This is a genomic window from Jatrophihabitans sp. GAS493 (assembly GCF_900230215.1).
Taxonomy (GTDB): Bacteria; Actinomycetota; Actinomycetes; order Mycobacteriales; family Jatrophihabitantaceae; genus MT45.
The window spans coordinates 2786375-2801533 of record NZ_LT907982.1; the positions used below are offsets into that span (position 1 = coordinate 2786375).

The following is a 15159-nucleotide window of genomic DNA, read 5'->3' on the forward strand; positions in this document are numbered from 1 at the left end:
GTAAGCCCTTACGGTCGGGCGCAGACGAGTCGGATTGGGAGACTAAGCTACGCGCCGTGAAGGCATTGAGACGACTCACCGTCCGCGCGACATTCCCCCCAGAGCTGGCGAAACTGGCCTCGATCGTGAGCAATCTACGGTGGTCCTGGCACCCGGATTCGCTGGATCTGCTGGAGTCGGTCGACCCCGACCTATGGGCCTCCTGCGGCCATGATCCGGGTCGGATGCTCGGTGAGGTCAGCCCGACGCGGTTGGCCGCGCTGGCCCGGGACCGCAGATTCCTGCGCCGCCTGGAGGACGTCGCGGACGATCTCGAGGACTACCTCCGGCAGCCCCGCTGGTACCAGCAGGAGCAGGCGGCCGGTGTCGAGGACTCCGGACGTCAGCACGCCCTGCCGGCCTCGATCGGTTACTTCTCGCCCGAGTTCGGCATCACCGAGGTGCTGCCCCAGTACTCCGGTGGCCTGGGCATCCTGGCTGGTGACCATCTGAAGGCCGCGAGCGACCTCGGTGTACCGATCATCGGCGTCGGGTTGCTCTACCGCGCCGGCTACTTCAGCCAGTCGCTCTCGCGGGACGGCTGGCAGCTGGAGCGCTACCCCTCGCTGGACCCGCAGGGATTGCCGATCAAGCCCCTGCTCGACGGCGACGGGCCGGCCCGCGTCACCGTCCCGCTGTCGGACGGCCGCAGCCTGCACGCCCAGATCTGGGTGGCCCAGGTGGGCCGCGTCCCGCTGCTGATGCTCGACAGCGACGTCGAGGAGAACGACCCGGCGGCCCGCCAGGTTACCGACCGCCTCTACGGCGGAGGGGCCGACCACCGGCTCGAGCAGGAGTTGCTACTCGGCATCGGCGGCGTGCGGGCGATCCGGGCCTACTGCGCGGCAACCGGTACTCCCGCACCGGAGGTGTTTCACACCAACGAGGGGCATGCCGGCTTCCTCGGCGTCGAGCGCATTCGCGAGCTGGTGCAGAGCGAGCAGCTCACCTTCGACGAAGCGCTGCAGGCGGTGCGGGCGGGCACCGTCTTCACCACTCACACCCCGGTGCCGGCCGGAATCGACCGCTTCTCCCGGGAGAGTATCGCCGCGCACCTCGGTGCACTGGACGGGGTGCCGGTCGAGCGCATCCTGGCCCTCGGCGCCGAGGAGGACCCGTCGATCTTCAACATGGCTCACATGGGACTGCGGTTGGGGCAGCGGGCCAACGGCGTCTCGCTGCTGCACGGCGAGGTCAGCCGCGGCATGTTCGCCGATCTCTGGCCGGGCTTCGACCAGAACGAGGTCCCGATCCGCTCGATCACCAACGGCGTGCACGCGCCGACTTGGATGTCGCGCGACATCATGCAGCTCACCGAGCGGGAACTGGGCAGCGAAGCGCTGGACGACGGCTCCTCCTGGAGTGCGTTCGGGCGGGTTGGTGACGAGGAACTCTGGGGCATCCGGCGCGATCTGCGGGAGCGGCTCGTCGGTGAGATCCGCCGCCGGGTACGGGCGTCCGCGCTGCAGCGCGGTATGGCTGAGGCCGAGCTGGGCTGGACCTCCTCGACCTTCGACCCGGACGTGCTGACCATCGGGTTCGCCCGGCGCGTCCCGTCCTACAAGCGCCTCACCCTGATGCTGCGCGACCCGGAGCGGCTGCGCTCGCTGCTGCTGCACCCGGAGCGCCCGGTCCAGATCGTGATCGCCGGCAAGAGCCACCCGGCCGATGACACCGGCAAGCAGTTGATAGCCCAGATGGTGACCTTCGCCGACGATCCGGCCGTGCGGCACCGGATCACCTTCCTGCCCGACTACGACATCGGCATGGCCCGCTACCTCTACTGGGGTGTCGACGTCTGGTTGAACAATCCCCTGCGACCGTTGGAGGCCTGCGGTACGTCCGGCATGAAGGCGGCGCTGAACGGAGCGCTCAACCTGTCGATCCTCGACGGTTGGTGGGACGAATGGTTCGACGGTGAGAACGGCTGGGCCATCCCGTCGGCGGACGGTGTCACCGACGTCGATCGCCGCGACGATGTCGAGGCACTCGCCCTCTACGACCTCATCGAGCAGCAGGTCTCGACACGCTTCTATGACCGCGGCACCAACGGGGTTCCCGCACGCTGGGTGCAGATGGTGCGCCACACCATCTCCTCGCTCGGCCCGAAGGTGCTGGCGACGCGCATGGTCCGTGACTACGTCAACGACCTCTACGCACCGGCTGCCGCCTCCGCCACGCTGCTCGCCGCGAATGGGCACGCCAAGGCGAAGGTGCTGAGCGCCTGGCGCTCGACCGTGTTGGATGCCTGGTCAGGCGTCTCGGTGGCGCACGTGGAGTCGGTCGTCGAGGGTGATCCGCAGTTGGGTGGCGTGCTGCGGCTACGCGCCGAGGTTGGTCTCAACGGGCTTGCCCCGGAGGACGTCGACGTGCAGGCGGTCTACGGCTCGGTCGACGCCGAGGATCGATTGGTCGACGTCGAGTACATCTCGATGACGGTCGTCGATCAGACCGACGGGGTGATGCGCTTCGAGGGTGACGTCCCGCTGCAGCGCACCGGTTCCTTCGGCTACACCGTGCGGGTGCTGCCCAAGAACGAACTGCTGGCCACCGAGGCTGAACTGGGTCTGGTCGTCACGGCCTGAGCGCGTTGCGGCTTCGTCAGACGCTGAGCAGGCTGCTGCACAGTTGTGCCAGTAGGCGGCCGACGGCGGCCGAGTCGGCGGCGGTGAGTTCGGCGAAGGCTCCGGACTTGCGACTGAGCACGACGCCGGCCGCGGCGGCGGCGGCGATCTCGGCCCGCAGTTGGGCATCGCTCGCGCCGGCGGCCTCCGCGGCCCGGGTCGACGGTTCGACGATGAGGCGCTGCAGTACGCCCATCGCGGCGTCCTGAAGTTCTGGATCCTGGTGCGGGCGGATCGCGGCCGACATCGTGGGAGAGGCCGCGATCTGTCGGACCCGATCGACGAGACGGGTCATCTCGTCCGGGCTGGTCAGGTCCAGCGGGTCAACCCGGGCCGGGGTCCCGTCCGGGCGCACCGACTCCAGGTACAGCGCGGACTTTCCGCCAAAATAGCGGGCGATCATGGTTGGATCAACATCGGCCCGCCGCCCGATCTCACGGACGGTGGTGCGGTCGTAGCCACGTTCGGCGAAGAGAGCCCGGGCCGCTTCGAGGAGGCGTCGCTTGCTGTCGGCGGCATCCCGTCGCCGAGGGCTCGCCGCGTGTCCGTCGGTGATATTGCGTGATGGCGGTGATGCCGATGTCGTCGCGTTCATCGCAGTCGCTGCTCCTCCAGTCGAGGGGTGCCTTCCTCGAACTTCTGCGTCTCGAACTCGTCCGTCTCGAACTCCTCCGACTCGAACTCCTCCGTCTCGAACTCCTCCGTCTCGAACTCATCTGTCTCGAAGGCTATCGCTCCGGCGATGCCGGCATCGACGCTCTCTTCGATCTGGAGTTCGATGTCACCATCCAGGGAGCCGTCGGTCGCGGCTGCTCTGCGCGCCGAGCGATCAGGCAGGACGACACTGGTGACGACGGACAGCAGGCAGAGCACGATCGCGATAAGGGCGCCCACGGTGTAGCCGCGATCGTCCGGGAATTCATTGCCGATCTCGGTGTGCGCGGTAAGAACCGTCGCCGCCAGGGCACTCCCGATGGAGTAGCCGACGGTGCGCAGAACCTGGTTGAGGGCGAGAGCGCTGCTGGTGTGCGAGGCGGGCACGACACTGACGATCATGCGCGGCATGACTGCGAACGAGCAACCGATGCCCACGCCGCCGACCGCCATCACGAGGAAGATCTCCCACAGGTGGCTCCGGCTGGTGGCGAAGATGACCATCGCGAGGACGAAGGCCAGCAGGCCCACCGGGAGCAGGCGCTCGGGCGTGATGCGGTCGGAGACCCGGACAACGAACTTGCTGGCCAGGAAACTGGCGGCCGACAGCGGCAGGAGCACCAGCCCGGCAACTACGACTGAGGCGTCCAGCCCGTAGCCGGTCGCGGTCGGAGTCTCGACGTAGCGGATCACCATCGACATCAGCATGTACATGCCGACTCCGGCCAGCACGGCGGTGGTGTTCGCAGTCAGGACAGTGCGCTGCTGCATCAGCCGCAGGTCGACGAGGGCGTCGTCGGTGCGTAGTTCATGCCAGACCCAGACGATGAGCAGGAGCACCGATGCACCGGCGACACCGAGCAGCGAAGCGGAGGTCCAGCCCCAGTCGCCACCCTGGCTGATCGCTACCAGCAGGCCGGCTAGGCCGAGGCCGAGCATCCCGGCGCCGGCGAGGTCGAAGCGCTGGCTGGGTCGATGCATGCTGGTCGGCACGACGAGCGCGCTCAGAACCATCGCAATGACTCCGAGTCCGGCCGCCATCCAGAATCCCGCATGAAAATTGAGGTGTTCGGAGATTAGACCGGTGAGCGGGTACCCGAGGCCGACGCCGACGACCGCGGTGACCGAGAGGGTGGCCAGCGTCGAGCGGGCCCGATCCGGATCGAGGTGATCGCGGGCGACACTCATCGCCAGCGGCAGCAGGGCCAGGCCGATGCCCTGCATGGCCCGGCCGGCGAGCAGCACGACGAAGACCTTCGCCGGTAGTGCGGCGAGCACACTTCCAGTGACCAAGACGGCGAGGGACATGAGTAGGACGTGCTGGCGACGAGGCCCGTCGCCCAGGCGGCCGATCACCGGCGAGCTGACCGCGCCGACGAGAAGTGTGATGGTGAGCGACCACTGGGCTGCGCCCAGGGAGACGCCGTAGTCGGTGGCGATGGTCGGTATCAGGGGTGAGCCAAGGCTGCTGATCACGGCCACGAGCAGACCGACGTACACAAGCACCGGCACCAGTGCCCGTCCGCGCCACGTGCTTCGGTCGACCACGATGGGTGCGCGATGCCGGGGGAGTTGGGCGGTGGAAAGAACTGCGGTGCTCATGAATCGTCTCCGAGAATGTCTACAGCCGATGTCTACACTTGTAGACTAGCCCCTGAGTGTCGTCACGGAGCGCGGAAGTGCGGGAGGTCACCCCTCCCGCCCGCCGAACGAACGGAGTGAGTGATCAGGATTCGATCAGGATTCGAGAAGCATCGCCGTCCGGTCGTTACCTAACCTTCAAGCTGGGCTCCTCCACCGAGCCACCGATCCGCCGATCCGCCGATCCGCCGATGATGAGGGGAAGTTCAGATGCCCGCGAAGAATGCCGACGAGTCAAACGGCTTCAGTGCGCAGGAGCGTGCCGCCATGAAAGAACGCGCCGCCGAGCTGCGCGCCGAAGGGAAGAAGGGCGCCAAGCAGGCCGACGGCCTGGACGCGGTGTTGGCGGCCATCGCCAAGATGGGGCCATCGGACCGCGAGCTGGCCGAGCGGGTGCACGTGACCGTCACCGCGAACGCGCCGGGGTTGGCGCCGAAGACCTGGTACGGCATGCCAGCGTACGCCAACGCCGAGGGGAAGGTCGTGCTCTTCTTCCAGGACTCGGGGAAGTTCAAGTACCGCTACTCGACGTTGGGCTTCCAGGACGCCGCCAACCTTGACGACGGCGACATGTGGCCGTCTTCCTACGCGCTGGTCAACTGGAGTCCGGCCGTCGAGAAGAAGGTCATCGAACTTGTGAAGGCCGCCGTCAGCTGACTGCTCGCAATCCTGGCCGCAGCTGAGTTGTCTACGGTGTAACGATGGCGAAGTTGCTGTCGCCCGGATCGAGCACGTCGGCAAGGCGGGCCAGCACCGAGGCATCACCGGCGAGTTCGATGCCGGCCTGGGCCAGCCCATCCGCCGAGAGGCCGCCGAGCGCGAGCGCCGGCAGCGTCCGCTTGGTCGTCGTCAGGGTGGCGTCGGCCTCGCCCGGCTGCGGTCGACCGCTGTAGGTGAGCACCCCATTGGCCAGCCGCAGGCGGTAATGCTCGTCGGTGTCGGTGAGGATCACGTCGATGGTCAGCTTCTCGTCCCACGCCTTCGGTCCGTCGACCTGGATCGCGATCGCGTCGAAGAGCATTCCCGGCGTGAGCTGTGCGACGACGTCCGGGGAGCCGCTCTGCGTCGGCGAGCCGAACTGGCCCTCCCGAAGCTCCGTCGCGCCCGATAGGTAGAAGCTGCGCCAGGTGCCGTTCTCGGCGCCGTACCCGAGCTGCTCGTAGGTGTCGGCGAGCAGTTCGCGGGCCTCGGCATGGTCGGGTTCGGCGAAGACGACCTCGTTCAGCACCTCGGCGACCCAGCGGAAGTCACCGGCGGCGAAGGAGACCCGGGCCTTCTCCACGACGGCATCGGCGCCTCCCATGAACTCAACGACGCGCTTGGCCCGAGCCACCGGCGGGTGCTGCCACAGGTGGGACGGGTTCCCGTCGAACCACCCCAGATACCGCTGGTAGACGGCTTTCGTGTTGTGGCTGGCCGAACCGTAGTACCCGTGTGTATGCCAGGCATTCTCCAACGCGGGTGGCATGGTCATCTGTTCGGCGATCTCTGCCCCGACCAAGCCCTTGTTCAGCAGCCGGAGCGTCTGATCGTGCAGGTAGGCGTAGAGGTCACGCTGGGTCGACAGGAATCCGACGACCCGCTCGTTGTCCCACGTCGGCCAGTGATGGGAGGCGAATGCGACCTCGACTTCACCGCCGAAAAGATCGATGGTCTCGGTGAGGTAGTTGGACCAGGCGTGCGGGTCGCGGACGACGGCACCGCGCAGGGTGAGCAGGTTGTGCAGGTTGTGCGTCGCATCTTCGGCCGTACATAGGGCTTTGAACCCCGGCAGGTAGACCAGCATCTCCGAGGGAGCCTCGGTATCAGGCGCCATCTGGAACACCATCCGGACCCCGTCGATGGTCTCCTCGTGTCCGGTCTCGCTGACGTAGTCGGTCGGGGCGATGAGCGACACCACGCCCGTCGAGACGGTCTGGCCCAGCCCCGCGCCGACCTGCCCCAGCGGGCCACGGGCCAACGCCGCGCCGTACATATAGGCCGCACGGCGGCTCATTGCGGTTCCCGCGTAGACGTTCTCGGCCACTGAGTGCTCGATGAACCCCTCTGGGGCCAGTATTCGCACCTGCCCGGAGTCGACTTCTTCCTGGGAGACGAAACCCTTCACGCCGCCGAAGTGGTCAACGTGGGAATGGGTATAGACGACCGCCTTGATCGCGCGGTCACCGCGGTGCTGGCGATAGAGCGCCAAGGCGGCCGCGCCCGTCTCCACCGACAACAGGGTGTCGATCACGATGACGCCCTCCTCACCTTCGACGAAGGTGGTGTTCGACAAGTCCATGCCCCGCACCTGGTAGATGCCCTCGACCACCTCGAAGAGCCCACCGGTTGCGACCAGCTGCGACTGTCGCCAGAGGCTCGGATTCACACTCTCGGGTGCCTCACCCTCCAGGAAGGCGTACGTCGAGTTGTCCCAGACAACTCGGCCGTCCGCGCCGAGCACGGGTTCCTCGATCGGGCCCACCAGACCGCGGTTGGCGTCCTCGAAGTCCTGGGTGTCGGAGAACGGCAACGTCTCGCGGGCCTTCGCCTGCTGCTCGACGATGGACGATGTGACCGGCTTTGAGTTCGTCATCTCTTGAGAGTCGCAGCCGCGGCAACGGTCGATCTCACCCGGCGGGGATGATTGGCTTGTCTGACCCACTCCTGGGCCACCAGCTGGGATGGGCCGGCGCGCCCGAGCGCCGGACGCGCCGATCCTCCGACCCCCGGGAGGTCTGTCAGCAGTTGGTTTCGGCGTCGCTCGGGCCGGTGTATTCGTTCATGAGGATGGCGAAGTCCTGCAAGTCGACTATGCCGTTGAGGTCGAAATCGCCCTGTTGGAAGGTTCCCGCTTGATTCAGATGAGCTGACCAAATGTTGTACTCGTAGCAATTGACCACCCCGTCGCCGTTCAGATCGGTGCGCAGATCGATCGAGAGTGCGAAGTTCCTGCTCGCCGAGAGGCCACTAGCCGACGTCACCTGCGCAGTGAATACGAAACCTGTGCGAGCCCTGCCGACCAGCTGCGGCGTACCAGAGATGACCCCGATCGGGGAGAGGGTAAGGCCAGGCGGCATCAACCCCGATGAGACGGTCCACATGAGCGGGGCCGTGCCGGTGGCCGACAACTGCTGGGTGTAATCGACTCCGGTGACACCCTCCGGCAAGTTCGAGTCGCTGGTGATGGTCGGGGCGGCCACCGCCACCGCAGGCGGCGCCGTCTTTGCTGCCGTTGCCGCCCCGGCTCGGGGGGCCGTCGGCGGCACGGAAGGCAGGGAAGGCATGGACGGCACGGAAGGGCCTGACGTAGTGATGGCGCGCGACGTAACCGGCGGATTGACTACCACCGGCTCTCCGCCGGACGCCGTGCCGTTCAGCACCGCACCGGGCAGGACAGCCCCAGACACGGGTGCACCGGTCGCAGAATGCTCGGTCTGGCCCGAAGATTGGACCGCGGGACCCGGCCCGGAAGCATTCAGGGATGTCGGTAGCGACGACGAAGTGCGCCAGGGCGTGCTCGAGTCGGCCGCCTGCGAGCGCCCACTCGCTGTCCATGACTCCCGCTCGTACGCGACACCGGAAGCACCAAGCAGGGCCAACGCCGCCACGGCCGCCACGGGCCACAATCGGCGCCCCTTCTCCGCACCGCCGGCCAGGACCGGACTCTCTCGACTGACCGGCGCGGGTTCCGGCCCGTCGCTGTCGACAGCGCTCGCACTGAGAATGTCGGTGTACGTAAGGTCTCTGCCCAGTGCTTCCATCCCACCCCCCGGGGTGCCGCTAGGCGCTGGTGATGCGAAGCATAACGCTCAGCTCACACTGATGTCTGCGGTCGGGCCGGAAATGCTCCCCGCCGACGCCTGAAGCGTCAGAAATCGATGGGTCATCGGCTACGAGCCGTATTAAGCCTGCTCCTGGTGGTGCGGGAGCGGGCGGCTAACTAGCGAACGACACGCAGCAGCAGGCATCCACGCGGCGGCAGCTTGGCCGTGCGGCGCAGTGCGGGCCCACTGGGCACGCCTCCGGGCCGCGAAGTGTCGATCACGGTCTGATAGCTGGCCGCCCACGGCATCCCCGGGAGCGTGAAGCTCACCGGTTGGTCGCCGGCGTGCAGGATCAGCAGGTAGGAGGAGTCGAGGACGATCTCACCGCGCTCGTCGCGGTGCCGCAGTCCGCGCCCGTCCAGGTACATCCCAATGGTGTGCAGTCCGGAGGCGAACCAGTCGCTGTCGGTGAGTTCGCGCCCGTCCGGGTGGAACCAGCCGAGATCCTTGCAGCCGTCGCCGCCTTCGATCGCTTGGCCCTCGAAGAAGGACTGCTGACGCAGCACCGGTGAGGATTGGCGCAGTTCGATGAGCCGCTTCGTCAGCGTCAGCAGATCCTCGGCCTCATCGCTGGGGGTCCAGTCCATCCAGGAGATCTCGTTGTCCTGCAGGTAGGCGTTGTTGTTCCCGCCCTGGGTGCGCCACCGCTCGTCGCCGGCGGTCAGCATCGGTACGCCGGTGGAGAGCAGCAGGGTCGTCAGCAGGTTGCGCGCCTGTCGCAGCCGGAGCGCGGAGATCTCCGGATTGGTGGTGGGGCCTTCTACGCCGCAGTTGTAGGAGCGGTTGTCGTCGGTTCCGTCGCGGTTGTACTCACCGTTGGCCAGATTGTGCTTGTTGTCGTAACTGACCATGTCGCGAATGGTGAATCCGTCGTGGGCGGTGATGAAGTTGATCGACGCGTACGGAGTGCGTCCATCGTCCTTGTTGTAGAGGTCTGACGAGCCGGTGAGGCGGTAGGCGAGGTCGCGCACGCCGCTGGAGTCCCGTCCCCAGTAGGAGCGAACGGTGTCGCGATACTTCCCGTTCCACTCCGTCCACAGCGGCGGGAACTCGCCGACCTGGTAGCCCCCGTCGCCGACGTCCCAGGGTTCGGCGATCAGTTTCACCTGTGAAATAACGGGATCCTGGTGGATCACGTCGAAGAAGGAGGAGAGCTTGTCGACATCGTGCAGAGAGCGGGCGAGCGCCGAGGCCAGATCGAAGCGGAAGCCGTCCACGTGCATCTCGGTGACCCAGTAGCGCAGTGAGTCCATGATGAGCTGCAGCGGGAAGGGCAACCGTGAATCGAAGGTGTTGCCGCAGCCGGTGTAGTCGACGTAGCGCGACGGGTCGTGATCGGCGAGTCGGTAGTAGGCCGAGTTGTCGATGCCCCGGAAGGAGAGCATCGGGCCGTCCGGGCCGCCCTCGGCGGTGTGGTTGTAGACGACATCCAGGATCACCTCGATGCCGGCCGCGTGCATGGAGCGCACCATCGACTTGAACTCTCGTACCTGGTTGCCGTGGCGTGACGCATAGGCCTCGTGCGGCGCGAAGAAGCCGAGCGAGTTGTAGCCCCAGTAGTTGCTCATCGAACGCTGCTGCAGGAACGGCTCGGAGACGAAGTGATGGATCGGCAGCAGTTCGACGGCTGTGACGCCGAGCGAGTGCAGGTAGTCGATCGTCGCCGGGTGGGCCAGCCCGGAGTAGGTCCCGCGCAGCTCCTCCGGGATTCCCGGATGGGACATGGTGAAGCCGCGCACGTGCATCTCGTAGATGACCGTGTCGTTCCAGCCGGTGTTCGGCCGGCGATCGTCGCCCCACGGGAAAGCGCCGTGGATGATCACTGATCTCGGGACGTAGGGGCTCGAGTCCAGGCCGTTGTTCCCATAGACCGAAGGATGATCGGTGAAGGTTCCCTCCAGCGCCCGGGCGTAGGGATCCATCAGCAACTTCGACTTGTTGTGCAGCAGACCGCGGGCCTTGTCATACGGGCCGTCCACCCGGAATCCGTAGCGCTGTCCCGGCCCGACACCGGGCAGGTATCCGTGCCAGACGCGGAAGGTGGTGTCGTCGAGGGGGATGTCGGTTTCGTGCCCGTCGGCGTCGAAGAGGCAGACGCTCACCGCGGTCGCCGTGGAGGACCAGAGCGAGAAGTTGGTGCCCTCTCCGTCCCAGGTGGCGCCGAGTGGGAACGGTTTCCCAGGCCACGCACGGTCGAGTCGGGCGGCGAGGGCGGCGGTCAGCTGTTCAGGAAGCATGGTGCAGGGACTCTAACCAACCGTTGGGCGCTACGTAAGGTTGGATGGTGGATGTGACAGAGATCAACCCGGAAGCGATCAACCCGGACGCAGTTCTTCAGTTGAACCAGGTGACGGTGCGCCGAGGGGAGAAGTACCTGTTACGTGACCTGGACTGGACGGTCGAGCTCGACGAACGGTGGGCGATCCTCGGGCCGAACGGGGCCGGCAAGACCACCCTGCTGCAGATCGCCGCGACCAGCCTCTACCCGAGCTCGGGCACAGTGCACATCCTCGGTGAGCGATTGGGTGCGGTGAACGTCTTCGAGCTGCGGCCGCGGATCGGCTTCGCCTCCGCGGCGCTGGCTCAGCGAATCCCCGGCAATGAGCTGGTGATCGATGTCGTCGTCAGTGCTGGGTACTCCGTCATCGGGCGCTGGCGGGAGGCCTACGGGCGACTCGACGTGCGCCGGGCGGGGCGGCTACTGGAGCGCTTCGGCGTCGGCGAGTTGGGCGAGCGCTCCTACGGCACGCTGAGTGAGGGGGAGCGCAAGCGGGTCCAGATCGCCCGCGCGCTGATGGCCGACCCCGAGATGCTGCTGCTGGACGAGCCGGCGGCCGGTATGGACCTGGGGGGTCGGGAGGATCTGGTGGCCCGGCTGAGCCGGATGGCGGCCGATGCGGATGCTCCCGCGACGGTGCTGGTCACCCATCACGTCGAGGAGATCCCGACCGGTTTCACCCACGTGCTGCTGCTGCGCGACGGCGGGGTCGTGGCCTCCGGTCTCACCCACGACGTGCTCACGCCGGAGAACCTCTCAGCCACCTTCGGTCTCCCGCTATCGGTCCGCTCCGAGGCCGGGCGCTGGTTCGCTCGAGCGGAATAGGCGTCTGACTAAGCTCTACGAAGGTTGAGCCCAAGGGTTGAGCTCTGGGCCCGTCTCGCCGGGCCCGGTCCGGCTGTCGCGGTGCCGCGTCCCGCGCGGCGATATGGAAGGAACTGGCAAATGGCAGAACTCGTGCAGGTTGAGTTGGATGAGGCGACTTCGGTGGCCACCATCCGGCTGAACCGACCTCCGATGAACGCGCTGAGCTCCCAGGTGCAGAACGAGCTGCGCGGGGCGGCCGCCGAGGTCTCGAACGACCGGCGAGTGCGGGCCGTCGTGCTCTACGGCGGGGAGCGGGTCTTCGCCGCCGGCGCCGACGTGAAGGAGTTCGCCGGGATGACGCATGCGGACATGGTCCGCGACGCGACCCGTCTCACCGAGTCCTTCGATGCCATCGCCCGCATCCCCAAGCCGGTGGTTGCCGCCGTTACCGGGTTCGCGCTCGGCGGTGGCTGCGAGCTCGCGCTCACCGCCGATCTTCGGGTGAGTGCGGAGAACGCCAAATGGGGACAGCCGGAGATCCTGCTCGGCATCATTCCGGGCGCCGGTGGTACCCAGCGTCTGCCGCGACTCATCGGCCCGGCGAAGGCTAAGGACCTTATCTTTACCGGGCGTTTCATCGACGGTATCGAGGCCCACCAGATCGGGCTGGTCGATGTGGTGGTACCGGCGGCTGAGGTGTACAGCAGCGCGCTGGCTCTCGCAGCAAAGTTGGCCAAGGGCCCGGCACTGGCCCTGCAGGCGGCAAAGGCGGCCATCGACGGCGGTCTGGACACCGATCTCGGTAACGGCCTTCGGCTCGAGGCGCACCTGTTCTCGTCACTGTTCGCGACCGAAGATCGCGAGATCGGAATCACCTCATTCCTCACCAACGGGCCTGGCCAGGCCGACTTCTCACGGAGCTGACCTCATGACCGCCGCCGCCGAATCGGCTGACCAGAGCACGGACGAGCTCACCTCTGGTTCAGTCCTCAAGCCCAACCCGCACGCCAGCGAGGCCGAGATCGAGGCCGCCTGGAGCGACCCCAAGCTGGCGAACATCCTCTACCACGACTGGGAAGCCGGTACCTACGACGAGAAGTGGTCGATCTCCTTCGACGAGCGGTGCATCGACTACGCACGGGACCGCTTCACCCACATCGCCGGAGATCAGGGCTGGCCCTACGAGAGCGCGTTGGAGCTCGGCTGCGGTACCGGGTTCTTTCTGCTCAACCTCAAGTTGGCCGGAGTCATCGACGCCGGCCACGTCACCGACCTGAGCCCGGGCATGGTCGAGGTGGCGCAGCGCAACGCCCGTTCATTGGGGTTCGAGGTCGAGGGACGGGTGGCCGACGCCGAGCGGCTTCCGTACGCCGACGACACTTTCGACCTGGTTGTCGGGCACGCGGTTTTGCATCACATCCCGGATGTGGAGTTGGCCTTCAGCGAGATTCTGCGCGTCCTGAAGCCGGGCGGTCGCTTCGTCTTCGCCGGCGAACCGACGAAGTGGGGCGACAAGATCGCCCGCCGCCTCTCCCGAGCCACCTGGTGGGCGGCCACGCACGCGACGCGTCTGCCGATCCTGTCGTCCTGGCGACGGCCGCAGGAGGAGCTCGACGAATCCTCCCGGGCAGCCGCGCTGGAGGCCGTCGTGGATGTCCACACCTTCGTCCCCGACGAGCTGGCCGCCTATGCGCTGCGGGCCGGCGCGGCGTCGGTTCGCACCCGGACCGACGAACTCACCGCGGCCTGGTTCGGCTGGCCGGTGCGCACCTTCGAGTGCGCGGTACCACGGGAGAAGCTCGGATTCCGTTGGGCGAACTTCGCGATGAAGGGGTGGCAGCGACTCTCCTCGGTCGACTCGGTGCTGGCCTACGTGGTGCCGAAGGGGCTCTTCTACAACGTAGAGATCACCGGGGTGAAACCCGATCGGGTGCCTGCTGCGACCGGTGAGGCCAGCGCCGGCGACTTGCCGTGACCCTGCAGACGGTTCTCTTCGACCTGGACGGGACGGTCTCCGACTCGGCCCCGGGAATTCTGAGTTCGCTGAGCTGGGCCTTCGCCGAGAACGGCATCGCGCCACTGGACGAGCGCACCGGGCGGGCGCTGCTCGGACCGCCCTTCTACGAGTCGCTCCCTCCGCTGATCGGCGGCGACCTCGTGCCGGCGGTCATCGCCAGCTACCGGGAGCACTACGCCACCGCCATGTTCGACACCGAGCTCTACGCGGGGATGGGCGAGGTGCTCCGGCAGCTGGTCGACCGCGGGGTCACGCTCGCGCTGGCCACCAGCAAGCCTGAGCATTACGCCGGACCGATCCTCGAACACCTCGGCGTGGCCGATCTCTTCGCCGTCATCGGCGGGGACACGCTGGATGGCGCGCGCAACACGAAGGCACTCGTGGTGGCCGAGGTGGTTTCCCGCCTGCAGTTGGAGGATCCAGCCAGCGCCCTGATGGTCGGTGACCGGCTGCACGACGTGCACGGTTCCGCCGTGCACGGCATCGCCTGTCTGGGCGCGGGTTGGGGTTACGGGCTGGAGGGTGAGCTGGAGCTGGCCGGAGCGCGGCAGATCTTCGCCACCCCGGCTGATCTCGGCGCGTATCTGGCCTCGCTCGAGTTACCTGGTCCCGGTGAGTCCGGCGGTGGCTGAACGTTCGCGGCCGCCGCGTACCCAGCCGACCGGAGCGCGCTTCTTCACCCTCGCCTCCGCCCGCTGGATGGTGCGCCACCGTGCTATCACCCCGTGGTATCTGATCCGCTACTGGCGATTCTTCCGCTTCAAGCTGGCCAATCCCGAGGTCGTCACCCGCGGCATGATCTTCATGGACAAGGGGGCGGACATAAGCATGCGGTCGGGATTCGCACGCCTCACCCTCGGTCGATGGATTCACATCGGAGCACACACCGCGATCCGTGCCCATGAGGGGACGATGACCATCGGCGACAAGTGCGTCTTCGGTCGGGGTGACTCGCTCAACTGCTACCTCGACGTCGAGTTGGGAGACTCGGTGCTCATCGCCGACGACGTGTACATCTCCGACTTCGACCACAAGTTCACCGATCTCACGGTGCCGATCAAGGATCAGGGCATCGCCAAATCTCGCGTCCGTATCGAGACCGATGTGTGGTTGGCCACCAAGGTCACGGTGGCCCGTGGAGTCGTCATCGGTACCGGATCGGTGGTCGGAGCCAACGCCGTCGTCAGCCGCGACCTGCCGCCGTTCAGCGTCGCCGTCGGTGCCCCGGCGCGAGTCATCCGAGACCGCCGCAAACTGCGCTGAGGTCGAGGTCCAGCAGCGCGGGCCGGGGAA

The 15159-nt window shown here is 67.0% G+C and carries 12 protein-coding genes; 7 read left to right on the top strand and 5 right to left on the bottom strand.

Features of this window, described 5'->3' with window-relative positions:
• The first annotated feature begins 56 nt into the window (after positions 1-56).
• Complete coding sequence (gene glgP / locus CPH63_RS13105; RefSeq protein ID WP_096303353.1) at positions 57-2624, top strand: alpha-glucan family phosphorylase; 2568 nt, start codon at positions 57-59, stop codon at positions 2622-2624.
• Between the two features lie 16 nt (positions 2625-2640).
• Here the strand turns inward: glgP and CPH63_RS13110 are convergent, their stop codons facing one another.
• On the bottom strand, positions 2641-3258 hold the full coding sequence (locus CPH63_RS13110; protein ID WP_096303354.1) for a helix-turn-helix domain-containing protein: 618 nt from the start codon (positions 3256-3258) through the stop codon (positions 2641-2643).
• Entirely contained in the window at positions 3255-4919 is a 1665-nt protein-coding gene (locus CPH63_RS13115) for an MFS transporter (protein ID WP_197704346.1), read from the bottom strand. Before CPH63_RS13115 ends, CPH63_RS13110 begins: the two co-directional genes overlap by 4 nt.
• 249 nt (positions 4920-5168) lie before the next feature.
• Between CPH63_RS13115 and CPH63_RS13120 the strand changes: the two genes are divergently transcribed.
• Positions 5169-5615, top strand: a complete 447-nt coding sequence (locus tag CPH63_RS13120; RefSeq protein ID WP_096303355.1) for an iron chaperone — start codon at positions 5169-5171, stop codon at positions 5613-5615.
• Between the two features lie 31 nt (positions 5616-5646).
• Here the strand turns inward: CPH63_RS13120 and CPH63_RS13125 are convergent, their stop codons facing one another.
• The 3 genes from CPH63_RS13125 to glgX form a co-directional block, all read right to left on the bottom strand.
• Positions 5647-7533 carry an alkyl/aryl-sulfatase gene (locus tag CPH63_RS13125; protein WP_096303356.1) on the bottom strand — a complete coding sequence of 629 codons (1887 nt, stop codon included), beginning with the start codon at positions 7531-7533 and terminating at the stop codon, positions 5647-5649.
• A 145-nt stretch (positions 7534-7678) separates the two neighbouring features.
• Entirely contained in the window at positions 7679-8224 is a 546-nt protein-coding gene (locus CPH63_RS13130; protein ID WP_157749521.1) for a putative Ig domain-containing protein, read from the bottom strand.
• Between the two features lie 656 nt (positions 8225-8880).
• Positions 8881-11001 (bottom strand): glycogen debranching protein GlgX, encoded by a 2121-nt coding sequence (gene glgX, locus CPH63_RS13135; protein WP_096303358.1) that lies wholly within the window; start codon positions 10999-11001, stop codon positions 8881-8883.
• A 53-nt stretch (positions 11002-11054) separates the two neighbouring features.
• On the opposite strand from glgX, the gene CPH63_RS13140 reads away from it, so the two are divergent.
• The 5 genes from CPH63_RS13140 (at position 11055) to CPH63_RS13160 (ending at position 15129) form a co-directional block, all read left to right on the top strand.
• Entirely contained in the window at positions 11055-11867 is an 813-nt protein-coding gene (locus CPH63_RS13140; protein WP_241895648.1) for an ABC transporter ATP-binding protein, read from the top strand.
• Between the two features lie 120 nt (positions 11868-11987).
• On the top strand, positions 11988-12773 hold the full coding sequence (locus CPH63_RS13145; RefSeq protein ID WP_096303360.1) for an enoyl-CoA hydratase/isomerase family protein: 786 nt from the start codon (positions 11988-11990) through the stop codon (positions 12771-12773).
• 4 nt (positions 12774-12777) lie between these two features.
• On the top strand, positions 12778-13824 hold the full coding sequence (locus CPH63_RS13150) for a class I SAM-dependent methyltransferase (protein WP_096303361.1): 1047 nt from the start codon (positions 12778-12780) through the stop codon (positions 13822-13824).
• Complete coding sequence (locus tag CPH63_RS13155; protein ID WP_197704347.1) at positions 13821-14498, top strand: HAD hydrolase-like protein; 678 nt, start codon at positions 13821-13823, stop codon at positions 14496-14498. The genes CPH63_RS13150 and CPH63_RS13155 overlap by 4 nt, the downstream gene beginning before the upstream one ends.
• Positions 14491-15129, top strand: a complete 639-nt coding sequence (locus CPH63_RS13160) for an acyltransferase (protein ID WP_206745547.1) — start codon at positions 14491-14493, stop codon at positions 15127-15129. Before CPH63_RS13155 ends, CPH63_RS13160 begins: the two co-directional genes overlap by 8 nt.
• The last annotated feature ends 30 nt before the right edge of the window (positions 15130-15159 follow it).